The sequence below is a fragment of the Flavobacterium ginsenosidimutans genome (assembly GCF_003254625.1).
In the GTDB taxonomy this organism is placed as follows: domain Bacteria; phylum Bacteroidota; class Bacteroidia; order Flavobacteriales; family Flavobacteriaceae; genus Flavobacterium; species Flavobacterium ginsenosidimutans.
Genome location: NZ_QJRJ01000076.1, coordinates 163,907 through 188,478, shown reverse-complemented (window position 1 = coordinate 188,478; position 24,572 = coordinate 163,907). Strand labels below are relative to the sequence as shown.

The following is a 24,572-nucleotide window of genomic DNA, read 5'->3' as shown; positions in this document are numbered from 1 at the left end:
TACCTTATTTGGGAGAAATTCCTTAAAAGGTATAATATGAAATATAACTTTACTTTTCTTTTAATACTTCTTTCGTTTTCGGTATTTGCGCAGGAAGATGCATGGGTTTATTTTAGTGGAAAACCTAATGTACAGGCTTTTTATGATAATCCGTTAACTGAACTTTCGCAAAGAGCTTTAGATCGAAGAACAAATCAAAATATACCTTTAGAGGTTACAGATGCCCCTTTAGAAGCTTCATACGTAAGTCAAGTTACAGCAAGCACAGGAATTACAGTATTGGCGCAGTCGAAATGGCTGAATGCGCTTCATATTCAGGGAGAACAAGCTGATATTAACGCTTTAAAATTACTGTCTTTTGTTTCTAAAATAGAGTTTGCCAATAAAGCTTTAAATACTACTGCGAAAAGAGTTTCTGAAACTTCAACAAATCAAAATAAAGACAAGCTAAAAGCAGCGGTCGATTATTCTTATGGCAATTCTGCTAGCCAAATTCAGATGTTGAATGGACAAATTTTGCATCAGCAGAATTATACGGGAGAAGGAAAAATCATAGCAGTTTTAGATGCGGGATTTCCAGGAGTAAATACAGCACAGCCTTTTGAAAATCTTAGAAATAGCAACAAAATCTTAGGAGGTTACGATTTTACTACTAGAAATAGTGATTTCTACACAGGAGATGATCACGGAACCAAAGTGCTCTCAACAATGGGCGGTTACAAAGAAAATGCATTAGTAGGAACTGCACCAAATGCCTCATATTATCTTTTTATTACAGAAATTGATGCGTTTGAAACTCCAGTAGAAGAATCTCTTTGGGTGGAAGCTGCTGAGAAAGCAGATGCTTTGGGAGTGGATATTATTACAACTTCTTTAGGATATTTTGGAGAACGCGATACTCCTGAGTATAATCATACCTACAGTGATATGAACGGAACTACGACCTTTATTTCTCGTGGTGCAGAAATTGCTTTCAGCAAAGGAATATTAGTTTTAGCTTCTGCAGGAAATGAAGGAAGTCAACCTGAAAAGCACATTGGCGCTCCGGCAGATGCTGTTTCAGTTTTAGCAATAGGTTCTGTTATGGCAAATGAAGTAAAATCAAGTTTCAGCTCTATTGGTCCAAGTTATGATGGCAGAATAAAACCAGATGTTATGGCGCAAGGAACGGCTTCTGTAGTTTCTGATCCAAATGGTGTTATAGGAACTGCAAACGGAACTTCATTTTCATGTCCGATCATGGCAGGAATGGCGGCTTCATTATGGCAAGCTTTTCCGTCAAAAACAAACAAAGAAATTAGGCAGATGATTTTGGCTTCTGCAGATCGATATACAAATCCAGATAATAATTACGGATACGGAATTCCAAATTTTGGAGCTACCTTAAGTGTTGACAGTTTTATAGCTGAAGCGTCTTTTTCGGTATATCCAAATCCGACAAAAAATGAAGTTTCTTTCTCTTTTTTAACTGAAAATAATACGGCATCAGTAATTATTTATTCAGTGTTAGGGCAGAAATTAATTGAAGGGAAAATTACCAATTCAAATCCAGCTCTTTCTTTGCAATCACTTCAAAGCGGACTTTATTTTTATAGTTTTGATGCTGATAATCTGCATAAAACTGGAAAGATCATCAAACAATAATTTCTTTTTAATGAATAAAATCACAAAACTTTTCAATATAAAATATCCAATCGTTCAAGGAGGAATGATTTGGAACAGCGGTTATAAATTGGCGTCAGCAGTTAGTAATGCTGGAGGTTTAGGACTTATTGGAGCAGGATCGATGTATCCAGAAATTTTAAGAGAACACATTCAGAAATGTAAAAAAGCAACTGATAAGCCTTTTGGAGTCAACATTCCGATGTTATATCCAAACATTGAAGAAATTATGAATATTGTGGTTGAGGAAGGTGTGAAAATTGTTTTTACTTCTGCTGGAAATCCGAAAACTTGGACTTCTTTTTTGAAGGAAAAAGGAATTACAGTGGTTCACGTTGTGAGTAGCAGTGTTTTTGCTTTAAAAGCACAAGAGGCTGGGGTAGATGCGGTTGTTGCCGAAGGTTTTGAAGCAGGCGGACATAATGGTCGCGAAGAAACTACAACGCTGACTTTGATTCCGATGGTAAAAGAAAAAATCGAGATTCCGTTAATTGCGGCTGGAGGAATTGCAACAGGAAGAGGAATGCTTGCAGCAATGATTTTAGGAGCAGATGGCGTTCAGGTTGGAAGCCGTTTTGCAGCATCAATAGAATCTTCTGCACACAATAACTTTAAAGATACAATAGTTAATACTAAAGAAGGAGGCACACAATTGACTTTGAAAGAATTAGCACCTGTTCGTTTGGTGAAAAATAAATTTTATCAAGATGTTCAGGACTTGTACCAAAAATGTCCGTCAAAAGAAGAATTGGTGCAGCTTTTAGGGAGAGCAAGAGCCAAAAAAGGAATGTTTGAAGGAGATTTGGATGAGGGAGAATTAGAGATTGGTCAGGTTTCAGGATTAATTCATGATATTTTGCCAGTTGAAGAAATTATTCAACAAATGGTTACCGAATTTGAAGTTGCGTCCAAAGAAAAGATTACATTTGAGTTTTAATTACTGCACGAAATATTTTATGAATTCTTTACGCACCTATATAATATTGCTTTTTTTAGCATTTGGACTTCAACAAGCTCAAAGTCAGTCTTATCATTTTAAGACTTCTGGTTTTAGCGTTTTAGAGAAAAATCAAAAAGGAAAATGGGGCGAATGGTCAAATCTTGATTTGGTAAATCTTTCGGTTGTTTTAGATACAGATAAACACAGGATTGTAGTTTATTCTCAGGAAATTCAGCTTTATAGTATTTTGGATTATATTGAAAGAGAAGAAAATGACACCGATATTGTGTATTCTTTTATGTGTAAAGACAATGACGGCCGAGAGTGTAAACTATCGATTATAACGCGTAAAAAACAAGATTATCGTAAACAGCTTTATATTAATTACGACGATCATATTATTGTTTATAATATTATTACGGTTTAATATCTTCCTAAAAACATCAAATCTGCACTGAATAAAATCAGGAAAAATAATTCAAATTATTCTTAATAATTTATTTTCATTCGTACGTACTAAGTATCTGGGTAATTGCTATATTTGATTCGTTAAATTAGTTCTAAGTGTTTTTTAATCAAACACCAATAAAACGGTTTAACCTTACTAAAAATCAAAAAAAAACAATTTACCATTCTTGCTTATGAAGAAACTTTACACGTTGTTATTATTTACTTTTTTCGGACTTTTTGCCTCTTATGCGCAAACTATAGACGAAACTTTTGTTCAGCCAGTTGCTTATAAAGCAGCAAAAATTACTGTGATAAAAGAACTTTCTGATGGTAAAATCTTATTAGGAGGAAAAATAGATTTTTATAAAAATGAAAAGGTAAGCAATCTTATTAGATTGAATGCCGACTACTCACTCGATCAAACTTTTGTTTTTAATGGAGACTTAAACTCAGAAATTAAAGATGTAAAAGTTCAAAGTAACGGAAATTTAGTAGTGTTAACAACTAAGGATAATCTTGGTTTTGCTGATTTTTTTAAACTTTACCAATTAGATCCTAATGGTACAATTTTAAAAGAAGTTAGTACTATTTTTAATGCTACTTCAATAGCTCTTCAAGCAGATGATAAGATTTTGGTTACTGGAGGAGCAATAGGATACTATGATTTTACAAGCTGTTATTTGAATCGTTTTAATAGTGATTTTACTCTTGACGAAACATTTAATAATGACTTAGCATTTAATGGATCAACAAATACTGTTGCAGTTTCTGGTAATGATATTTATGTTGGAGGTTCGTTTAGTGACATTGGTGGAGTTTCGAAGAACAGTCTTGTAAAGTTGGACTCAAGTGGAAATATTGACAATACATTTGATGTTAGTGATAATATAAATGGAAGAGTATTTTCTTTAACGCTTCAAGATGATGGTAAATTACTAATTGGAGGAAATTTTTACAGAATACTGGGCGGTGAGCCTAGCTATAATATGTGTAGGTTAAATACTGACGGAACAGTTGATAATACTTTTACTAGCACTTATTCTAACTTTTATGTATCTACAGTTGCAGTAAAAGACTCAGATATATATTTATCATGGTATGAACCTGCACAGTCTACGAGTTTTTTAGTGAAACTTAATTCGGACGGATCAGCTAATCAGGATTTTGCGCCTGTTAAATTGAATGAATTTGGATACCAGTCCTTTGCAATGGGAATTGTAGATAATAAAATAATTTATAGCAACTCAGGAAATGTTGGTAATAAATTTGGATTATCAGTAAGCGATTTAAATGGTGGCCCACTTGATTCTTCAGAATTAAAAGCAAGCCAATACGGAAGTTTTGAAAAGGGCGAGTACTTTAATGGAAAATTAGTTGTTAAAGGTGATTTTGTCAAAATTAATGATGTTGAAACTTTTGGAATTGGATTATTGAATGAAAATGGTTCAGTTGATGAGTCTTTTGTATTTCCAAACTATCTTGGAGATATCAAGCAATTTCAGGTTATTGATAACGAAACCATCTTTGTGAGCACAAAAAGCAAATTGCTAAAATTAAATAATCAAGGAGTAATTTTAAAAGATTTTGTATATAAAGACGTTACTGCATTGCTTGGAGTTGAAAAATTTAAAGTTCTAGATAATGGCAAAATTCTAATTACTGATCAATGGAGTTTAGTTCTTTTAAGTGCAGAAGGTGTTCAAGAAAGGAATTATGCTTTGCAATCTGAAAATTATTACTGGTTTACAGGACTTACTTTTGAACTACAGGCTGATAAAATTATTGTTGGCGCAATGTATAATGATTTTAGTGCGACACCATATTCGTATAAAATTTTAAGATTTGATATGGATGGTTCACTTGATGAAACATTTACTTTGAATGGTTCAGGTCCAGATACTTCAGTTGGAAAAATAAAAGTATTGGATACAGGGGAAATTATTCTTGCAGGAGTTTTTTTAAATTTTAATGGAATATCAGTTCCTAATCAAATTGTTAAGCTGTCAAAAGATGGCGAAATGGATCTTCAATTTAATGAAAATCAAAAAGAATCACTAATAGGAAATTCTAGTTATCATGATTACAAAAAAATAGAAGTAGTAGATTCTGTAATTTACATTACCGAGGGCAATGCTAATGTAACAGCGATTAATCTTGACGGAACTTTTGTAAAAGAGTTTGAAATGCCAGTTCAAATGGATCAAATAAGTGATATTGTTGCTCTAGAAGATGCTGCGCCTTCTAATACAGGAAAATTTAAAGCAAATGAAGATCACTATATTTTTGCGATAGGTTCATCAAAAAATACTGCGAATGGTGCATCATCATTTGTTGTAAAAGTAAATGTTGGTAAGTCAACACTATCTACTAAGCCAACACCAGATGCGTTGAAATCAAATATTCAGATTTATCCTGTTCCGGTAAGCAATACAGCATATTTATCTTTTTCGAATGCTGTTTCTCCAAACAAAGTGGTAATTTATGCAATGAATGGTTCAGAAATATATTCTGCTAAAATAGAAAACGCCGAAAGTGCCGAAATTGATTTGTCAAATTATAAATCAGGAACTTATATTGTAAAACTATTTTCGGATTCGGGAGTTGTAACCAAAAAGATTGTCAAAAACTAACTCAAAATAAATTTAATGAAAAGGCCCGAAAATTAGTTGTTTTCGGGCCTTTTTTATTTTTTGAAATAAATTATTCGATGTCTTTAATAAACTCGTCATATTCTAAGTAGAACATTTCTAGAGCGTGCATATTTTCGTTGAAAAAATCAAAAATGGCATCCCAATTATTTCTGTTACTAAAACCAACACCAAGTTTTTCAACCCAAATTCTGCTGATGGTTTTGCCGCTTTCGAGATTGTAATTTTTTTCAAAAACTAAATCTTTGATAAATTCTTCTTCAAGAATACTTTTCAAAGCTTCCAGTTTTTCGAAATAAGCATTACGTTTTTCATCGCTTCTTTGTTCGATATCAATTAAAACCTGTGCTTTTTTATTATCTACATAAAATTTAAAAGAGAAATCTTTGATTTTTGTGTCGTAAAGCACCCATTTTCGAGGATATTTTTCGGCAAAAGCGACCCAAAATTCCCTTTTAATTCTTTGTGATTCTTCCCTGCTGTACATTTTTTTAGGCTTTAATTTTAGAAAACTTGCGGTACTGCGTTTTCTGGAGTATATTTATGTTTTATTTGAAAGTACAAAAATAAGCTTTGATTATGAATTTTCAAGACTTTTTGAAATATGTTCCCAATATAATTCCAGTTGAATTACCCGCGGTAAACGCACACTTAAAAATGGCTCCAAAAGAGCGCATAGAGGGATTAAAAAATCTTGATATTGAATCATTAAATGCTAGAATGGCAGGAGTAATGATGCTTTTTTATCCTAAACAGGAAAAAACGCATCTGGTTTTGATTGTTAGAAATGCTTATGATGGTGTTCATTCAGCTCAAATTGCATTTCCGGGCGGAAAGTTTGAAAAAGAAGATTTAAATTTTGAAACAACAGCACTTAGAGAAACACAAGAAGAAGTTGGAATTACAAGTGATAAGATTGAAATAATCAAGCATTTTTCACCTATGTATATTCCGCCAAGCAACTTTTTGGTTCATCCATTTTTAGGAATTGCCAAAGAAGAATTAGCATTTTATCCCGATATTAGGGAGGTTGCGGCAATTATTGAGTTGCCATTGTCCGTTTTTTTAAATGACGAAATAATTATCGAAGCCAGATTATCAACTTCTTACGGAGCAAATATTTTGGTTCCGGCCTTTAATATTCAGAATCATGTAGTCTGGGGAGCCACAGCAATGATTTTGAGCGAATTGAGAGATGTGTTGAAAGAAACTTTCTCAAAAGAACTTTAAAAAACTATATTTAACAATTTGATATTCATTTTAATAGAGTATAATTGGAGAAATTGTTTTATAGTGTTGCTAAAAGAATAAATTTTGTATGTTTGCGACCTAACAAAAAAATAAGATAAAATAGTTATGGGATTGTTTAAACGAAATCCTTTTGGGCATATATTATTCATCAAGAAATGGTTGATCCGAGTTCTGGGTGCCATGACTCATAGAAGATATAGAGGTTTTAATGAATTACAGATCGAAGGATCTGAAATTATTAAAACGCTTCCTGATAATAATGTTTTATTTATATCCAATCACCAAACTTATTTTGCAGACGTTGTAGCGATGTTTCATGTCTTTAACGCAAGTTTATCAGGACGTCAAGATACTATTAAGAACATTGGCTATTTATGGCAGCCGAAAATGAATATTTATTATGTTGCTGCAAAAGAAACAATGCAAGCAGGATTATTACCAAGAATTCTGGCTTACGTTGGAGCAATTACGGTTGAGAGAACTTGGCGTGCAAAAGGTGTCGATGTTACAGAAAAACGTGAAGTAAACCCAAATGATACAGAAAATATCAGAATAGCACTTGAAGATGGTTGGGTTATTACATTTCCGCAAGGGACAACAAAATCATTTAAGCCCGTTCGTAAAGGAACTGCACATATTATTAAACAGCACAAACCAATTGTAATTCCAATTGTAATTGATGGTTTCCGTCGTTCGTTTGATAAAAAAGGACTTCGAATGAAGAAAAAAGGAATTCTACAATCTTTCATCATTAAAGAACCTCTTGATATTGATTATGAAAATGACACCATCGAAGAAATTGTAGAAAAAGTAGAATACGCTATCGAACAACATCCATCATTCTTAAAAGTTATTCCGGCTGAAGAAATCAAAGCACAAGAAGAACTAAACATATTAAGACGTTGGGATTATTAGAAATTTTAGATTTCTGATTTTAGATTTTAGATTTTAGATTTTTTGTCTCAACTTTGTCAGGCTGAGCGAAGTCGAAGCCTAACTTTGTGCCCTTTGACTTCGCTCAAGGTGACAGATTGACTTTGTATCAAAAATTTTTTGTTTCAAGTTTAAAAAAAACTTAGAACCTTAGCATCTCAGAACCTTAGCAACTTTTTCAGAAATCTATCTTCTTCAATTCTTTATAATTAGCGTATAATCTGCGTAAAAGTGTTCCATAAATAATTCTGTAGAAACACCAGAACAATCCGAAGAAGCCTAGAATTACAAGAAACAATATCCCGATTGTAACGAACATTGCTTTTCCGTTCATGGCTAATTTTTCTCTAAGAAATTCCATGTCTGGATTGTAAACAAAAGCAATAAAAAAGCTTAAAATAGCTGTTATTACAATCATTCCTAGATTATACCAAACATAATATTGAACTGTTTTACGAGTCTTTAAAATAGCACTCATCAATGATTTTGTGGCTATTGTGGTCGAAATTGTTTTGTAGTTTTTATAGAAAATGTAAACAAAAATCAGTACTACAACATAATTGAAATAAGTTAGGAATTCTAATGCCATTACAATTTCAGGATGATTTATTTTGCGCAAAACATCATCCGTATTGATAAATAAGTTTGAAAAAGTCCAAAACGAAATTTCCAAAATACTGATAATCAAAATCCATTTTACAATTGAAGATGATTTTTTATGAATCATCTTATAGATTTCAGTTTCAGAAATTTGTTGAAAAGAACCTGCGTTCTTTTGCCAGTCTTTTTTTAGTAAATCCAGTTCTTTCATAATAATTTTTAAGGATTTAGTATTTTTTTAAGTTTCCCCTTAATTCTGTTCATTTTCACGCGCGCATTCACTTCGCTGATTCCTAAGGTTTCAGCTATTTCTTGATAATCTTTGTCTTCTAAATACATAAAAACTAATGCCTTTTCGATGTCATTGAGCTGGTAAACTGCTTTATACATCAATTTAATCTGTTCTTCCTCTTCGTAATTGTAGTCAACATCTTTTACAAAATGCTGATGATTTTCATAATCTACGGTCGAAATAGTTCTTTTGGTTTTTCGGTATAAGGTAATTGCCGTGTTTAAGGCCACACGATATGTCCAAGTCGAAAATTTACTGTCACCTCTAAATTTTGGATAAGCTTTCCAGAGCTGAATGGTGATTTCCTGAAACAGATCTTTATGAGCATCTTCGCCAGCAGTATATAATCTACAAATCTTGTGGATTATATTCTGATTTGCCTGCAATTGCGCAACAAATGACTGTTCTAGATTTTCGCTCATAAAAGTATTAGTAGTTATGAAATCATTTTTGTTACAGTTGAATTATAATTTTCTCGTTTTATAATAATTAATAGTCAAATCTAAAAATTTACTATAACTATCCATACCATCTTTTTGATTGTTAGATTTTAAGAAATTATCGTAAAGAAAATAAAATCCTTCATCTAGAAAAGTATCATACTTTTTATGAAAATCCTGACTTTCCTGATAGTTTTTTAAAATTCCGGTATGAACTGATTTTTTTAATTGATTATAAATTTTCTCATTTTTAAACTTCCAGATTCCTAGACAATAATTTAAAGTAAAACTATAACCAGCATATTGAAAATAAGGATTGTCGTTTTTTAGAGAAGCAAGAACTCCAATAAAATTACATTCACTTTCGCTAGCAAAACCAATCTGATGAGCCATTTCGTGTGCTGTAGTTTGTGGGAAATTGTACATTGGAAGCAAATCATTAATTTGAGCTTCATTTGTAAACGGATTTAAATAGCCTCCAAATCCCATATAAGATAATGGTGTGCTAAATAAAGATTTTTTAACGCTTAAAATTTCATATTTAAAGTAAGGATGTTCTTGTGCTAAATTGTCGTAGCCCTTCAAAATCATTCCAAAAGATTCCTCCTGAGAATAAGGGAAAACAACTTTTGAAGTATCATTTTTAGTTATCACAAACTGAATTTCATTTGTTTTTGAAATTATTTTTTTTGTAAAAGCATAAAAATCAGCATCTGAATATTCTCTTTTAATTTCCATTTTTTCGAATAGAGGTTTACGATAATAATTGAAAGCCCAAAGCAGATGAAAGAAAAAGTAAAACACGGAGACTTTGCTCAATATTTTTAGAACGTGATCTTTCCAATCTGTTTTCCATGTTTTTCTGATGTTCCAAAACCAACTTATGATGGCTAAAATTAAAAAAGCATAAATGCAATCGCCAAGCGAAAAAGGAATTTTTCCTAAACCTATTCTTAAAAAATGAGAAATTCTAAGGAAGATATTATTACTGTAAAAACCTTCGACATAATCAGGAAAATATCTGAGGATTCTTAAAAAGATAATCTGAACTAAAAGAAATAATGGAAGTATATATTTTTGTTTCACAGTAAAAAATTTGGATACGTAAATATAATTACAATTTTGAGTGATCAAAAAAAGTTTGCCACGAATTGCCCGAATTTTCACTAATTACAAACTTTATACATTTTAGAGCCATTATAATTTGTGCTAATTGGTGAAATTCGTGGCTAAAAAAGCAATTAAACTTTGTAACTTTGAAGCTCTTAATTGTTAAACATCAAACAAAATATAATGAGTCAAGAAGTAAGAAATCTGGAACCAAAAGCACTTTGGAATAAATTCGCAGATTTAAATGCCGTTCCTCGTCCGTCAAAAAAAGAAGAGCGTGTAATTGAGTTTATGAAAAACTTTGGAAACAGCTTAGGTTTAGAAACTTTTGAAGATGAAATCAGAAACGTAATCATCAGAAAACCGGCAACTCCTGGAATGGAAAATCGTAAACCAATCGTAATGCAAGGGCATTTAGATATGGTGCATCAAAAAAATGCAGATACTGTCTTTGATTTTGATACACAAGGTATTGATATGTATGTAGATGGTGACTGGGTTCGCGCGCGCGGCACAACACTAGGCGCTGATAATGGGTTAGGAGTAGCAACAATTATGGCTATTTTAGAAAGTAAAGATATTCCGCATCCTGCAATCGAAGCTTTATTTACAATTGATGAAGAAACCGGAATGACAGGAGCTTTAAATCTTAAAGGAGGAATTCTTCAAGGTCAGATTTTATTGAATTTGGATACTGAAGAAGATGATGAAATTGATATTGGATGCGCTGGTGGAATTGATGTAACAGCTACAAGAACATACCATGAAGAAGAAGTTCCAGAAGGATCTGTTGGATATACGATTACAGTAAAAGGCTTAAACGGAGGGCATTCAGGAATGGATATTCATAAAGGTTTAGGAAATGCTAATAAAATCATGAACCGTTTATTATTTGATGCATTTGAAAACTTTGGTTTGCAGATTGTAGAAATCAACGGCGGAAGTCTTAGAAATGCAATTCCGAGAGAAAGTGTTGCTAAAGTGATTATTTCTCAAATGTTTGATGAAGCTTATGTGTATGATATGCAGGAAATTATTTCTGACATAAAAGCAGAGTACAAAACAACTGAACCAAACTTGTCTATTGAAATTGTAAAAGGCGATTTACCTGAAAAAGTAATGGATTTAGGAGTTCAAGAAGGAATTATCAGAGCAATTTATGCAGCTCAAAATGGAGTTTACAAAATGAGCGCTGATATGGCTGATTTGGTTGAAACTTCAAATAATATCGCTCGTGTGGTTATAAAAGATGGAGAAATTCTGGTTGGTTGTTTAACACGTTCTTCTGTTGAATCTTCAAAATTTGATTTGGCAAATTCTTTACGTTCAGCTTTTGAATTGGTTGGATGTGAAGTAGAGCTTTCAGGTTCTTATCCTGGATGGACTCCAAACGTAAATTCTGAAATTTTAGAAGTTTTAAAAGAGATCTACGAAAAACAAAATGGAGAACAGCCTAAAGTTGTAGCTTGCCACGCTGGTTTAGAATGTGGAATCTTAGGAACAAATTACCCAGATATGGATATGATTTCTTTTGGACCAACAATTCACGGAGCGCACTCTCCAGATGAAAGAGCAAGTATTTCATCTGCACAGAAATATTGGAAATTTGTATTAGAAATTCTTTCTAATATACCAGTTAAATAGTTTTAGTATTCAGTCGCAGTCTCGGTAATCAGTTTAAAAGAACTGTAAACTGAGACTGTAAACTGAGACTAAAATTAATCCCTCTTAGGAGCATTTTTCTTTTCTCTCTTTTCTTCTTTCTTTTCTTTAGCCGTTTTTAACGGTTCTTTTTTTGCTGTTTTTTTAGCATCTTGACCTTTTGCCATAATTTTTGATTTTGTTATAAATGTAGGGCTTTTAAAATCCGAAACGTCAAAAAAAATCCCCAATTTTTAAAATTGAGGATTTAGATGTTTTTATTTGTATTAAGTTTTAATTACGTTTTAATACTTTATATTGTTCATAACAAGCACTTATTGCGTCCATTATCTGTAGATCATTAGCAGTCTGGATAAAAGAATCAGAATAGTTACAACGGTGCATAATTTCAGGAATTTCGTCTTTGCTGATTCCTAACAATACTGCCACCGTTTCACGATCGTATTTAGATTCTAAAAGTGTTCGTACGGTATCATCTTTTTTCATTTCCTTCAACTTCTTGAGTTCTTTACCATTTTTTCCGAAGAAATTATAAAGCATATCGGCGGGGTTAAAAATCGAACCGAGGACTTTCCCAAAAGCATTTGGTGCATATTCTCCAGCTTCATAACCTTGCGTAAGACCTGAAATGCTATAACGGTAGTTTTCTTTAGTTGGAATTAATTTAGAATCAATTTCAAGATATCCTGTCAGAGAAAAAGGAGCAATAACAACTTCTTCCAAAGCAATTGCTTTTTCAGTAAGCTGAATTCTTGTTACTTTATTTTTGATCCAGTCATTTGTAACCCTGATTCTTAGCGATTGAAATCCTAGAATAGAAAAATGAAGCGTATCGTTGACTTGTACGTCAATTTCAAAATACCCTTTTTCGTCAGATTTTGCACCACGGACTTTATTGGTGTTAATGATGTTTACGCCGGCAAGAGGTTGTTTGCTGTCGTCATTGATAACGTAACCTGAAACTCTTTGTGGAACTGTTGGTTGTGTATCTTGCGTATCTTGCGCAAATCCAAAGTTAGCGAGAAGTGTAAAAAAGAAAACTGCGAAATATTTCATATCCTGATTTAAAGCTCTAAAAGTAGTAAATCGGGATTAAATATTTCGCTGTCTATGAATTTAATTATAAGAAAATTAACAAAGGCTACAGTATTGCTTTTTTGAATTGCAAAACTCATTTAAAGAGAATGAATTCTCGTATAAAAAAAATCCCAAGTTCCAGTTGTGTGTTTGGAATTTGGGATTTTGTATTTTAAGAAATTGAATTGTTAATCTCTTCTAGATCTTCTTGGTCTTGAGCTATCGCCGAAGTTTTCTGAACGTCTTGGAGCTCTGTCTGAACCTCCATTTTCGTTTCTTGGAGCAGAATTTCTAAAACCACCTTCTCTTCTTGGAGCAGAATTTCTGTCGCTTCTGAAACCTCCGTCACGAGATCCGCCTTCGCGTGAACCTCCGTCTCTAGAAGAATTTCTGTCACTTCTAAATCCGCCTTCACGTCTTGGGGCAAAGTTTCCATCTCTTCTGTTAGAATCACGTCTTCCTCCTCCACGGTTGTTGTGGTCACGTCTTCCTCCACCATCATTTTTAGAAATCTCAACATTGATACGACGACCTTCTAGTTGAACATTGTTTAAAACGTCCATTACTTTATCTGTAAACTGCGGGTCAGTGTTAAAGAAAGAGAAACCTTCTTTTACATCAACTTTAAAGATATCATCACGACCTAAATCTAATGTTTCTTTTAAGTAATCTTTTAATGACATCCAGTCGAAGTTATCTCTAGAACCAATGTTTACGAAATAACGAACTGCTCCATTATTATTGAATTCTCTTGGCTCAGAATCACCTCTTTCACGTCTTTCTCCAGAAGATTGAGTAGAAATATCTCTGTTCTTTTTGTAGTAAGCGATGAAACGGTTAAATTCTACTGATACCATTTTCTTGATCAATTCTTCTTTAGATAAATCTTCAAGAACATTGTTGATTGCTGGTAAATAGTTGTCGATTTCGTGATCAACCTCAGTATCTTTAATTTTGTTTGCTAAGTGCAATAACTGAATTTCGCAGATTTCGATTCCAGATGGAATAGATTTTTCTTCGAATTTTTGTTTGATGATTCTCTCGATAGAAGAAATTTTACGTAACTCACTTTTTGTAACGATTACAATAGAAGTACCTAATTTTCCAGCTCTACCAGTACGACCAGAACGGTGGTTGTACGTTTCAATTTCGTCGGGTAATTGATAGTTTACAACGTGAGTTACGTTATCAACGTCAATACCACGTGCAGCAACGTCAGTAGCAACAAGCATCTGAATTTGTCTTCCACGGAAAGATTTCATTACACCATCACGTTGCGCTTGAGATAAATCTCCGTGTAACGCAGCGGCGCTATATCCATCTTCAATTAACTTCTCAGCAATAGCTTGCGTGTCTCTTTTTGTACGACAGAAAACTACTGAGAAAATGTCTGGATTAGCATCAGCTAAACGTTTTAAAGCTTCGTAACGGTCACGAGCATTAACTAAATAAAATTCGTGAGAAACTGTAGAAGAACCTGAATTTTTAGTTCCTACAGTAATTTCTAATGGTTCGCTCATGAATTGTTTTGCAATTCTAGCAACCTCTTGCGGCATAGTCGCAGAGAACAACCATGTGCTTTTTTCGTCTGGAGTATCTGATAAAATAGATACGATATCCTCATAGAATCCCATGTTTAACATTTCGTCAGCCTCATCAAGAACACAGTAATCTATGTTTTTAATGTTTACTAAACCTCTGTTAATCATGTCTTGCATTCTTCCTGGAGTTGCCACAATAATTTGTGCACCTCTCTTTATTTCTCTTGCTTGTTCTGTTATACTAGCTCCTCCGTAAACTGCTACCACATTAATACCTTTTTCGTATTTAGAGTAGTTTTTAAGTTCGTTAGTAATCTGTAAACATAACTCGCGTGTTGGCGATAAAACTAATGCTTGTGTATTTCTGTTGTCGGCATCAATTTTTTGAATTAGCGGAAAACCGAAAGCTGCCGTTTTCCCTGTCCCTGTTTGAGCCAACGCAACCATATCCGTGTCTTTTTCCAATAATAGGGGAATCGCCTTTTCCTGTACCTCTGACGGATTTTCAAATCCTAGATCTAAAATCGCCTTCAGTAACGATTCATTCAATCCTAATTGTTCAAATTTATTCATATGTGTTTTAAAATAGGGTGCAAAATTACTGCTAATTATTCAGATAAACTAATGCAATTTTAAGAATTATGTATTTGTTATGATTTGATTATCAAAAAGTTACGTTTTTGTTGAAATAAATTTTTACGTTAAATGAAGAAATATGCCAAAAAACACGTCTTAAAATGTAAAATTTAGCTACTAAAATGTTGTATTTTAAACAATTATTTTGTGGTGCTCAGAAAATCAATTAGTTGGTGAACTGCTTTTCCGCGGTGACCTATAGTATTTTTGGTCTCTAACGGCAATTCGGCAAAGGTCTTGTCAAAATTTTCAGGTTTAAAAATTGGGTCGTATCCAAAACCATTTGTCCCAGTTTTGGTTTCTGTAATTTCACCTTTTGCAATTCCAGTAAATAAATATTGCTTTCCTTCAAGATTTAAAGTGATGACAGTTTTAAACTGAGCGCTTCGATTTTTGTTATTCTCTAACGCCTTCAAAAGTTTATTCATGTTATCATCCGCATTTTTCTGTTCGCCGGCGTAACGTGCAGAATAAACTCCAGGTTCACCATTTAAAGCATTTACTTCTAAACCTGTATCATCTGCAAAACAGTCATAACCATATTTCTCGGTTACATAATCTGCTTTTAATATCGCATTTCCTTCAATGGTGTCTGCAGTTTCTGGAATATCTTCTAAACAATTAATGTCTTCTAAACTTAATATTTTGATGCTTTCCGGAAGCATGCTTTGAATTTCTGCAATTTTATTTTTGTTGTTTGAAGCGAAAACGAGTTTCATATAATTATGTGTTTAAATGATTTTCAACACAAATTTAGAATTCTTATATTTGATATCTTAGCTAAAATTCAAATAAATGCAATTATCAGTACTTTATAAAAAAATCCTGCCTTTTGTAAAGCCGTACAGAAAAATGGTAATTGCAACTTTACTGTTAACCTTTTTGGGTTCGTTTGCGGCACAGGTAAATGCTGTGATTTTAAAATATACTGTCGATACTATAAATAATTTGATGGTTGCGCATGAACCTTTATCTAAAGGATTTCATTTACTCGGAATTATTAGTATTGTCTTATTAACTAAAGAATTGGTTAATTCCGTAGTTCAATTTGGACAGAAATTCTATGGTGAAAAACTTCGTATTTTCATTACACGTGACATTTCTCAAACCATAGTAGAAAAAATTCTAAGCTATCGAATGGAATTTTATACTTCAGATGAAAATGAAAGCGGAAAACTTCAAACTAGAATTGATGCCGGAATTAGCAGTTTAACTCGATTGGTTCAAAACTTCTTTATTGATATTCTGCCTTTGTTTGCTAACGCTTTTGTGGCTTTAGTAATTATGTTTTATGCCAATGTTTATGTGGGTTTGGTAAGTTTATGTATTATTCCGATTTATTTTTACATCAGTCAATTGCAGGCAACGAGATTGAGCGGATTCCGACGAAGAATGCGCAAATATCGCGAAACTAAAAATAATGGAATCATCAGTTTAATTGAATCGATAACGGTAATTAAATCTTTTGTACGCGAATCGACAGAAGCCGATCGACATGAAAAGATTCAGTTTGAAATGACCGAAAATCAGCTGCAAACCAGAAAAACCAGTTTTATTTTTGAAAGCATTAAAAGTTTTGTAGAGCAGATTGGAGTAGTAATTATCATTATTCTGACTGCTTATTTCGTTTTGAATAATCAAATGACGATTGGTGCAATTATGTTTCATATTATGCTATTTAATAATGTTTCGTCGCCAATTAGACAATTACACCGAATTTATGACGAAGTAAATGATGCACTAATTTATTCGGAAGGATTCTTTGATATTTTAGAAGCAGAGCATGAAACAGAAACCAGCGGTAATTATATCCCAGAAAAAATTCTTGGATTAATAGAAGTGAAAAATGTAGATTTTGTATATCCAAACGGAACACAAGCGCTTTATGATATTAATTTTACAGTAAAACCAAATGAAACCACAGCTTTGGTTGGATTAAGCGGTGCTGGAAAAAGTACCATTATTAATTTGCTGGATAAATTCTACTTGCCTTCCTCTGGTCAGATATTTTTGGATGGAGTTGACTTGGTTGAATACAATACCGATTTTCTGCGTAAAAATATTGGTTTGGTGCTTCAGAAAAATCACATTTTTAAAGGCACAATTTTAGAGAATATTTTATATGGAAAACCAGAAGCTTCAAAAGATGAAGTTATAGAAGCCGCAAAGCAAGCCTATATTCACGAGCAAGTTATTCAATTGCCAAAAGGTTACGATTCTGATGCACATTTGCTTTCGGGCGGCCAGCAGCAGCGTATTGCAATTGCTAGATTGTTTCTAAAAAATCCGCCAATCATTTTCCTTGATGAACCAACGGCAAGTTTGGATGCTATAGCAACAGAACAAATTAAAAAGTCTTTAGATGCCATCAAAAAAGACAGAACCGTGATTATCATATCGCACAGTATTTCACAGATTATCGATGCTTCTAATATTATCGTTTTAGAAAAGGGAAGATGTGTCGAAAAAGGAACTCATGACGAATTATATGATAATAAAGGAACATATCATCAAATATTCATGGCAATGGCAAACAGCTTAAATATCGAAAAAATCACACAGACTTTTGATTGATATAATTCAAAGTTATTTTCTCAATACAAAAAGCGACAATAATTCCAAAAGTGTAAGCCAGAATATCTTCCCAAAGAAATCCTTGTCCTAAAACATATTTTCCAAAAAGTGTTTTTCTAAGCTCGATCATCCATTCTCCCTGATAAAGCTGTAAAAACTCAATTCCGTAACAAATAAATAGAGAAAGTAACACAATTGCGAAAGCATTTTTAAATGGAAGAAATATTCGAACTAAAAAATAAATCATTACGGCATACAAAAAATCGCCAATCCATAATGGAATAAAAGATGTTTTTCTTGAAAGGATTCCAAGAAAAATGATGCTTAGAAAGATTAAGAAATAGGTAATTCTAGTTTTGTTCAAGTTGAGATTGGGTTTTGGTTAAGACAAATTTAGAGTAATTTTTTTAAAGAAATTACGAGATGTTTTGTCATTCCGAGGAACGAGGAATCACACGAGAAATTCCACAAAGTAATTCGCCAATCTTTGTCGATCTGCGAGTGCGATTCCTCGTTCCTCGGAATGACAAACTAAATCTTATGCCTTAAAATAGTACATCAATAATCCACTTTTAGGTAACAAAAAATACAAAACCCAATTAGATTTATTTTATTTCCTAAATTTATCGATTAAACAAACTATCGACCACATGAATGCAAAATTTTTCACCCTGATTGCCACATTGTTTATTCTAGGAAATCAAGGCTATTCTCAAAAAGATAAAACATTTAATATTAAGAAGCAATTGGATTATTGCGCAGAACAAGCTTCGGAAACCTTAAAGGTAATTCCGAATAACGGAACGTCTCCACGAACAGTTCCAAACGGAAGCAAAGAATGGAAATTTGTTGACTACAAAGATTGGACAAGCGGATTCTGGCCTGGAGAATTATGGTTTTTGTATGAAGCAACAAAAGATAAAAAATGGGAAAAAGAAGCTGATAAATTTACTCGTTTTCTAACACCTTTATCGGTTACCAAAGCCGCAGACCATGATTTAGGATTTCAGGTTTTCAATAGTTTCGGAAACGGATATCGATTAACCAAAAACAAAGAGTATAAAGAAATCATTCTCAAAACTGCAGATACACTTGCAACACTTTTTAATCCAAAAGTGGGAACAATCCAATCTTGGCCTCACAATAAAATGGGCGGTCATAATACTATCATTGATAATATGATGAATTTGGAGCTTTTGTTTTGGGCTTCAAAAAACGGAGGAAGTAAGAAACTATACGATATTGCTGTAAAACATGCCGAAACTACAATGGCAAATCATTTCAGACCAGATAATACTTCTTATCATGTTATCATTTACGACTTCGAAACTGGAAAAAAAATAAAAGGAAGAACTGCACAAGGATATAGCGACGATAGTATGTGGGCACGCGGTCAGGCATGGGCGATTTATGGCTTTACAATGACGTATAGAGAAACAAAAGACGTTAAGTTTTTAGATTTTGCTCATAAATTAGCACGTGCTTATTTAGATAAATTAACCACAGAAGATTTAGTTCCGTATTGGGATTTTAATGCACCGAATATTCCGAACGAACCAAGAGATGCTTCCGCAGCAGCAATTGTTTCTTCGGCACTTTTAGAATTAAGTTCGTACACAAAAGACAAGAATTTAAAAGCTGAATATTTAACAAAAGCTAAAAAGATGATTGTGTCACTTTCAGATCATTATCAAAGTCATGATGTTAATTCAGCGTTTTTATTGCATTCAACAGGGCATAAACCTGCAGGAAGTGAGATCGATTGTTCTATAAATTATGCAGATTATTACTATCTTGAGGCACTATTAAGACTTCAAAAATTAAAATAAAAAATGAAAACAAGCAATTATAAATTTTGGAACGGGTTCTTAACATTTGTACTCGTTATTTTTATGATTGTTAGGTTAGGTGCTGGAATACTTAGATTTTATGCATCTAATAAAGCGAAAGAAAGAAAACCAAAGGAAATTCTGGATGTTAGTCCTTATGTAATGACTATTGAGCAAGCTGAAAAAAATGCAGAGAAAAAGCTTACTGATATTAAAAATCGAGATAAAAAAATAAGAAACATTCTTTATTCACAATATGTAGAATTAGAGAATTTTAATGCTTCCGAAAAGGGAGAATTTGGTTTGCATAAACTAGAAAAAGATTCAGTTATGTTTGTCGATTTTAAGACTCAGATAAGAATACCCAAAGGATATTATCTTAAAAGTAATAATGGGGACTCTTTAATTTCAGCATCTAAATCTCCTAACGATTTGAATGTTTTTGTTCGTAACTTTAGAACGGAAGATAATTTTGAAAAATGTCTTAAAAAAATTAAAAGTAAAAATAACTTAGAGAACTATCAAACTGAGGATTCGTGGGGAAATATGAAATCTATTTCGTATAAAATAAATCCTGATGAAAGAAAGTTCAATGGAATTGTTTTTTGCTTTGACAAAAATGAATATGGGCTTATTACCTTTTATGAATTTGAAAGTAATAAGTTGTCAATTAAAGAATTGAAGAACATTTCAAAAGATTTCTTGGCGCAAAATCTTATGCAAGTTTCTAGATAATGTAGATTTTATATAACCTAAAATTAGTAAAGTGATGAAATATAAAGAAGGGATTAAGAAAATAAGCCAGATTACCTTTGCAATAATGATGGTATTAATGCTTGTAAGCTGTAAAAACACCAAACAAAAACTCCAAGAGTATGTTGTTACATATAACAAATCGATTGCTCCGAGTTTTAGAGCCGATAATGTAACGCTTACTACTGCAAGAGGTTATATCAACAATGATAAAATTGAACTGAGATTTGAAACCAATTTAGAACAAAACGAAGCTCATAAATCGGCGGCTGTAATTTCTTTTCCTAAATTGATAAAATTGATGATTGATAAAGATCAAATTCCAAGACAATTAATTGAAGAAGGAGTTCAATTTGATGTTTATTTTCTGGCAAATGATAATACAGTTTTGGATAAAGAAGTGCTGACTGGCGAATCTCTAAAAGATTTTTTGAAATAACAGATTGAGTTTTTTTTGAAAAACAAATCATTTTAATTCTTACATATTAGAAGTCTCTTTATAATTTAATTAAAGAGACTTTTTTGTATTTATGGCCAAAAATTAAGTATAAAAGAAACGTTTTTATTCTTACAAATGTTTGCCTTTTTGAGAGTATAATTGGTTTGTATTCAAAGAATTATATATGCGTTTTCTGTAATTGAATGTTGTTTTTTTGTTGTGAATTAGTTATGTTTGAGTTAAAAATAACTATTAAAACCAAAAATTTATGAAAAAAATTACCCAAATCGCATTTGCGCTTGCTTTTGCATTATTTTTAGTTAGCTGTAAAAATACCAAGCAGAAAATTCAGGAACATGTAAGTAATTACAATAATTCATCTTCGATAAAAGGGAATGGTATTACTAGTACAACAGCAAAAGCTTTTCTAAACGATAATAAGATTGAAATTAGAATCGAAACAAATTTAGAAGAAAATGATGCAAATAAATTAGCCTACAAAGAATCTTTTCCTGGTTTGTTGAAAGACATGATTAAGAATGATCAAATTTCTCCATCTCTTATCGCAGAAGGAGTGAAGTTTGATGTTTATTTCTTGGCTTATAATAATGTTATTTTAGCACAGCAATTAGTTGATCAGGAAGAATTAGCGGTTTTAGAAGGAACCTCTGAACCAAACAAAGAAACAGCAAAATTATAATTGAAATATGGATTTTAAATGAAAAGCCTCTTCACAAGAAGAGGCTTTTTTTATGAGAATTGAGTAACGTTTTTCAGATTATCAGGGAAATACTGTTCAGATAAATTAGAAAATTCATCACCACGCATGAAAATATTGATATCTACATCTGCAAAACTGCTTTTTCCTGCAGCTGCTAAAAGTTCATTTGCGGCGTGAAGCGTATTTTTATGAAAGTGATATACGCGTTCTGATTTATCAGTAACAACCAAACCTTTCATCAGCATTTTGTTTTGAGTGGCAACTCCAGTTGGACATTCATTATTATGGCATCTTAAAGCCTGAATACAGCCTAAAGAAAACATAAATCCTCTCGCACTGTTACACATATCAGCACCCAATGCAATAGCATGTAAAATAGAATAGCCAGAAATAATTTTCCCGCTTCCAATGATTCGCATTTTATCACGAATTCCTAAACGCACCAAAGTTTTATTTACAAAAATTAATGCAGGTTCAAAAGGCATTCCAACTCCATCTGCAAATTCAAGCGGAGCAGCGCCAGTTCCTCCTTCAGCACCATCAACGGTAATGAAGTCTGGATAGATATCTTCAGTAATCATTTCTTGACAGATAGATTCAAATTCAGCAGTATTTCCAATACACAATTTAAACCCGATTGGTTTTCCATTAGATAAATCGCGTAATTGTTTAATAAAATGGATTAATCCTTTAGCATCAGAAAAAGCGTGATGTCCAGGAGGAGAAAGAATCATAGTGTGAGGAACAACCCCTCTAATTTTAGCAATTTGTTCAGTGTTTTTCTTAGCAGGAAGAACACCTCCGTGACCAGGTTTTGCTCCTTGAGAAAGTTTAATTTCGATCATTTTTACATTTGGGAGATTGGCTTTTTCCTTGAAGTTTTCTGGACTGAAATTTCCTTCTGCATCACGGCATCCAAAATATCCAGTTCCAATTTGCCAAGTAATATCTCCGCCTCCAGCAAGGTGAAATTCTGTTAATCCGCCTTCTCCCGTATTTTGGTAGAAATTTCCTTTTTTAGCACCAATATTAATGGCACGAACTGCATGTTCACTTAGAGAACCAAAACTCATAGCAGAAACATTGAATAAAGAAGCCGAATAAGGCTGTTTACAGTCTTTTCCACCCACTAAAACGCGAGGCAATTCTTCGTTGACTTTTGCTGGAAAAATAGAATGTTTGATTCCTTCGTAGTTTTCAGTATTTAAGTTCAATTGCGTTCCAAAAGGTGTGCTCGAATCAATATTTTTTGCTCTTTGATATACTAATGAACGCTGGTTTCTAGAAAAAGGTTTTCCGTCTGTAGATCTTTCGATAAAATATTGCTGGATCTCTGGTGCAATCATTTCAAACAGATATCTGAAATAACCCAAAACAGGGAAGTTTCGTAAAATAGCGTGTTTTTCTTGGAGAGCATTGTAGATTCCAACAATTAATAATATAGGTAGAATAATAATTAATAAAAATCCGCGCTCGGTGTAATAATAAATTGCGGCAACAAGTACAAACAATAAGAATCCGTAAATAAAGAATTTTTTTCTCATGTTTTTAAAAAATTAAATAGGTAATAAATGCGATAATTAGTTGAATCTTAAACGTACATAAACGTGTTTGATTCCTTTTTTGTCTGATTCTCTTTCGTCAATTTCCAAAATATCAGTTAATGATTTAAGCATTGGCGTTAGTTTAGAAAAGCCATAATTTCGAGGGTCAAATTCTGGTTTTTTCTTCACAATCAGATTTCCGACATCTCCTAAAAATGCCCAGCCATCATCATCTTCAATATCTTCAATGGTAGCTTCAATCAGTTCAATAGTCTGTTTGTCAATTTTATGAAGTGCTTTTTCAGCTGGTTTTTCAATTGGCTTTTTGGTATCTGCAGTCGCTGTTTTAGGTTTTTTCTTTTGAATTGCTCCATCCAAAACCTCAATGTAAATAAATCGGTCGCATGCCACAATAAAAGAACTAGGCGTTTTCTTTTCACCAATTCCAATTACTTTCATGCCAGATTCGCGAAGCCTGATAGCTAGACGCGTAAAATCGCTATCGCTGGAAACGATACAAAATCCGTCCAGTTTTCCAGAATAAAGCAAATCCATTGCATCAATAATCAAAGCAGAATCTGAGGAGTTTTTTCCAACCGTATAGCTGTATTGTTGAATAGGAGTAATGGCATGTTCCAATAAAACGCCTTTCCAGCCATTTGCATTTGGCTTTGTCCAATCGGCATAAATCCTTTTCGTCGTTGGTGTTCCTAATTTTGCAATTTCTTCCATCATACCTTTTACATTGCTGTATGGCACATTGTCTGCATCAATAAGGACTGCCAGTTTTAAATCTTTTGAATTGCTTAAAGGCATTGTTTTAATATTAAAAATTAAATACTATCAAAGTTAAAATTAAAATTGGTTTTTATAAGAATCGAATGATGAATAAGTGGTTTTATGAGCACTAATTAGTTTCATTATAAATAATATATGGCGTTTCAAAAATTAATTAAAGATAAATTTGTCTTTTATATAAAACCTCCATATCTTTGTTGAGAATTAATAAGGAATGTATGTTTTCAAAAGCGTGTGAATACGGAATTAGAGCGTCAATATTTATTGCAACCAAATCTTCTAAAGGAATTAGAGTTGGAATAAAAGATGTTGCAAAAGAGATCGATTCTCCAGAACCATTTACAGCCAAGATTATGCAGATTTTGACAAAAAACGGAATCATTCATTCGGCAAAAGGAGTGGGAGGCGGTTTTGAAGTTTCGCCAAAAGCATCGAAATCCATAAAATTAATTCAGATTGTTGACGCTATTGATGGAAATAAAATATACAGCGGTTGCGGAATTGGATTAAAAGAATGTTCAGAAGAGCATCCATGTCCAGTTCATCACGAGTTTAAGAAAATACGTGGTCTTCTTTTAGAAATGCTGACAAAAACAACTTTAGAGCAATTGGCTACAGACGTAAAATCAGGCGATTTCTTCCTAAAGACATTAAACATAAACGAATAATAAT

The 24,572-nt window shown here is 32.8% G+C and carries 23 protein-coding genes; 13 read left to right on the top strand and 10 right to left on the bottom strand.

Annotated features, from left to right (window positions below; translation table 11 throughout):
* Positions 1-36 precede the first annotated feature (36 nt).
* From DM444_RS11570 to DM444_RS11555, 4 genes are all read left to right on the top strand, one after another.
* Positions 37-1,644, top strand: a complete 1,608-nt coding sequence (locus DM444_RS11570; RefSeq protein WP_111286760.1) for a S8 family serine peptidase — start codon at positions 37-39, stop codon at positions 1,642-1,644.
* Between the two features lie 10 nt (positions 1,645-1,654).
* On the top strand, positions 1,655-2,599 hold the full coding sequence (locus DM444_RS11565) for an NAD(P)H-dependent flavin oxidoreductase (RefSeq protein ID WP_111286758.1): 945 nt from the start codon (positions 1,655-1,657) through the stop codon (positions 2,597-2,599).
* 19 nt (positions 2,600-2,618) lie between these two features.
* Positions 2,619-3,029, top strand: coding sequence for a hypothetical protein (locus tag DM444_RS11560; RefSeq protein ID WP_111286756.1), 411 nt, complete (start codon positions 2,619-2,621; stop codon positions 3,027-3,029).
* A 214-nt stretch (positions 3,030-3,243) separates the two neighbouring features.
* Positions 3,244-5,682 carry a T9SS type A sorting domain-containing protein gene (locus DM444_RS11555; RefSeq protein WP_111286754.1) on the top strand — a complete coding sequence of 813 codons (2,439 nt, stop codon included), beginning with the start codon at positions 3,244-3,246 and terminating at the stop codon, positions 5,680-5,682.
* A 70-nt stretch (positions 5,683-5,752) separates the two neighbouring features.
* Here the strand turns inward: DM444_RS11555 and DM444_RS11550 are convergent, their stop codons facing one another.
* Positions 5,753-6,187 (bottom strand): DUF4268 domain-containing protein, encoded by a 435-nt coding sequence (locus DM444_RS11550; RefSeq protein WP_111286752.1) that lies wholly within the window; start codon positions 6,185-6,187, stop codon positions 5,753-5,755.
* Positions 6,188-6,279: 92 nt separating this feature from the next.
* On the opposite strand from DM444_RS11550, the gene DM444_RS11545 reads away from it, so the two are divergent.
* Together DM444_RS11545 and DM444_RS11540 are read left to right on the top strand one after the other, a co-directional pair.
* The gene (locus tag DM444_RS11545) at positions 6,280-6,930 is read left to right on the top strand and encodes an NUDIX hydrolase (RefSeq protein ID WP_111286750.1); all 651 of its coding nucleotides are present in this window, start codon (positions 6,280-6,282) and stop codon (positions 6,928-6,930) included.
* 126 nt (positions 6,931-7,056) lie between these two features.
* The gene (locus DM444_RS11540) at positions 7,057-7,866 is read left to right on the top strand and encodes a lysophospholipid acyltransferase family protein (RefSeq protein WP_111286748.1); all 810 of its coding nucleotides are present in this window, start codon (positions 7,057-7,059) and stop codon (positions 7,864-7,866) included.
* A 196-nt stretch (positions 7,867-8,062) separates the two neighbouring features.
* Here the strand turns inward: DM444_RS11540 and DM444_RS11535 are convergent, their stop codons facing one another.
* The 3 genes from DM444_RS11535 to DM444_RS11525 are packed head-to-tail and all read right to left on the bottom strand — an operon-like array spanning position 8,063 to position 10,302.
* Entirely contained in the window at positions 8,063-8,695 is a 633-nt protein-coding gene (locus tag DM444_RS11535) for a hypothetical protein (protein WP_111286746.1), read from the bottom strand.
* 8 nt (positions 8,696-8,703) lie between these two features.
* Positions 8,704-9,198, bottom strand: a complete 495-nt coding sequence (locus tag DM444_RS11530; RefSeq protein ID WP_008462500.1) for an RNA polymerase sigma factor — start codon at positions 9,196-9,198, stop codon at positions 8,704-8,706.
* Between the two features lie 42 nt (positions 9,199-9,240).
* Positions 9,241-10,302 (bottom strand): DUF3810 domain-containing protein, encoded by a 1,062-nt coding sequence (locus DM444_RS11525; RefSeq protein ID WP_111286888.1) that lies wholly within the window; start codon positions 10,300-10,302, stop codon positions 9,241-9,243.
* A 207-nt stretch (positions 10,303-10,509) separates the two neighbouring features.
* Between DM444_RS11525 and DM444_RS11520 the strand changes: the two genes are divergently transcribed.
* Positions 10,510-11,970 (top strand): aminoacyl-histidine dipeptidase, encoded by a 1,461-nt coding sequence (locus DM444_RS11520; RefSeq protein WP_111286744.1) that lies wholly within the window; start codon positions 10,510-10,512, stop codon positions 11,968-11,970.
* 291 nt (positions 11,971-12,261) lie between these two features.
* Here the strand turns inward: DM444_RS11520 and DM444_RS11510 are convergent, their stop codons facing one another.
* The 3 genes from DM444_RS11510 to DM444_RS11500 form a co-directional block, all read right to left on the bottom strand.
* Positions 12,262-13,044: a carboxypeptidase-like regulatory domain-containing protein gene (locus DM444_RS11510; protein ID WP_111286742.1), complete on the bottom strand. Its 783-nt coding sequence runs from the start codon at positions 13,042-13,044 to the stop codon at positions 12,262-12,264.
* Positions 13,045-13,253: 209 nt separating this feature from the next.
* Positions 13,254-15,179 (bottom strand): DEAD/DEAH box helicase, encoded by a 1,926-nt coding sequence (locus DM444_RS11505; protein ID WP_111286740.1) that lies wholly within the window; start codon positions 15,177-15,179, stop codon positions 13,254-13,256.
* A gap of 203 nt (positions 15,180-15,382) precedes the next feature.
* A complete protein-coding gene (locus DM444_RS11500; protein ID WP_111286738.1) occupies positions 15,383-15,961 on the bottom strand; it encodes a non-canonical purine NTP diphosphatase in 579 nt (192 codons plus the stop codon).
* 76 nt (positions 15,962-16,037) lie between these two features.
* On the opposite strand from DM444_RS11500, the gene DM444_RS11495 reads away from it, so the two are divergent.
* Positions 16,038-17,816, top strand: coding sequence for an ABC transporter ATP-binding protein (locus DM444_RS11495; protein ID WP_111286736.1), 1,779 nt, complete (start codon positions 16,038-16,040; stop codon positions 17,814-17,816).
* Here DM444_RS11495 and DM444_RS11490 read toward each other — a convergent pair.
* The gene (locus tag DM444_RS11490; RefSeq protein ID WP_111286734.1) at positions 17,797-18,180 is read right to left on the bottom strand and encodes a ribosomal maturation YjgA family protein; all 384 of its coding nucleotides are present in this window, start codon (positions 18,178-18,180) and stop codon (positions 17,797-17,799) included. The genes DM444_RS11495 and DM444_RS11490 overlap by 20 nt on opposite strands.
* A 286-nt stretch (positions 18,181-18,466) precedes the next feature.
* Here DM444_RS11490 and DM444_RS11485 point away from each other — a divergent pair, with 286 nt between their 5' ends.
* The 4 genes from DM444_RS11485 to DM444_RS11470 all read left to right on the top strand — a co-directional run bounded on the left by DM444_RS11485 (position 18,467) and on the right by DM444_RS11470 (position 21,537).
* Entirely contained in the window at positions 18,467-19,645 is a 1,179-nt protein-coding gene (locus tag DM444_RS11485; RefSeq protein WP_111286732.1) for a glycoside hydrolase family 88 protein, read from the top strand.
* A 3-nt stretch (positions 19,646-19,648) separates the two neighbouring features.
* Positions 19,649-20,380: a hypothetical protein gene (locus tag DM444_RS11480; RefSeq protein WP_162614957.1), complete on the top strand. Its 732-nt coding sequence runs from the start codon at positions 19,649-19,651 to the stop codon at positions 20,378-20,380.
* Between the two features lie 34 nt (positions 20,381-20,414).
* A complete protein-coding gene (locus DM444_RS11475) occupies positions 20,415-20,837 on the top strand; it encodes a hypothetical protein (protein WP_111286728.1) in 423 nt (140 codons plus the stop codon).
* Positions 20,838-21,105: 268 nt separating this feature from the next.
* Positions 21,106-21,537, top strand: a complete 432-nt coding sequence (locus tag DM444_RS11470) for a hypothetical protein (RefSeq protein ID WP_111286726.1) — start codon at positions 21,106-21,108, stop codon at positions 21,535-21,537.
* Positions 21,538-21,587: 50 nt separating this feature from the next.
* Here DM444_RS11470 and DM444_RS11465 read toward each other — a convergent pair whose 3' ends face one another.
* Entirely contained in the window at positions 21,588-23,102 is a 1,515-nt protein-coding gene (locus DM444_RS11465; protein WP_111286724.1) for an FMN-binding glutamate synthase family protein, read from the bottom strand.
* A 36-nt stretch (positions 23,103-23,138) separates the two neighbouring features.
* A complete protein-coding gene (locus tag DM444_RS11460; RefSeq protein WP_111286722.1) occupies positions 23,139-23,918 on the bottom strand; it encodes an NYN domain-containing protein in 780 nt (259 codons plus the stop codon).
* 200 nt (positions 23,919-24,118) lie between these two features.
* On the opposite strand from DM444_RS11460, the gene DM444_RS11455 reads away from it, so the two are divergent.
* A complete protein-coding gene (locus tag DM444_RS11455; protein WP_111286720.1) occupies positions 24,119-24,568 on the top strand; it encodes an RrF2 family transcriptional regulator in 450 nt (149 codons plus the stop codon).
* Positions 24,569-24,572: the final 4 nt, after the last annotated feature.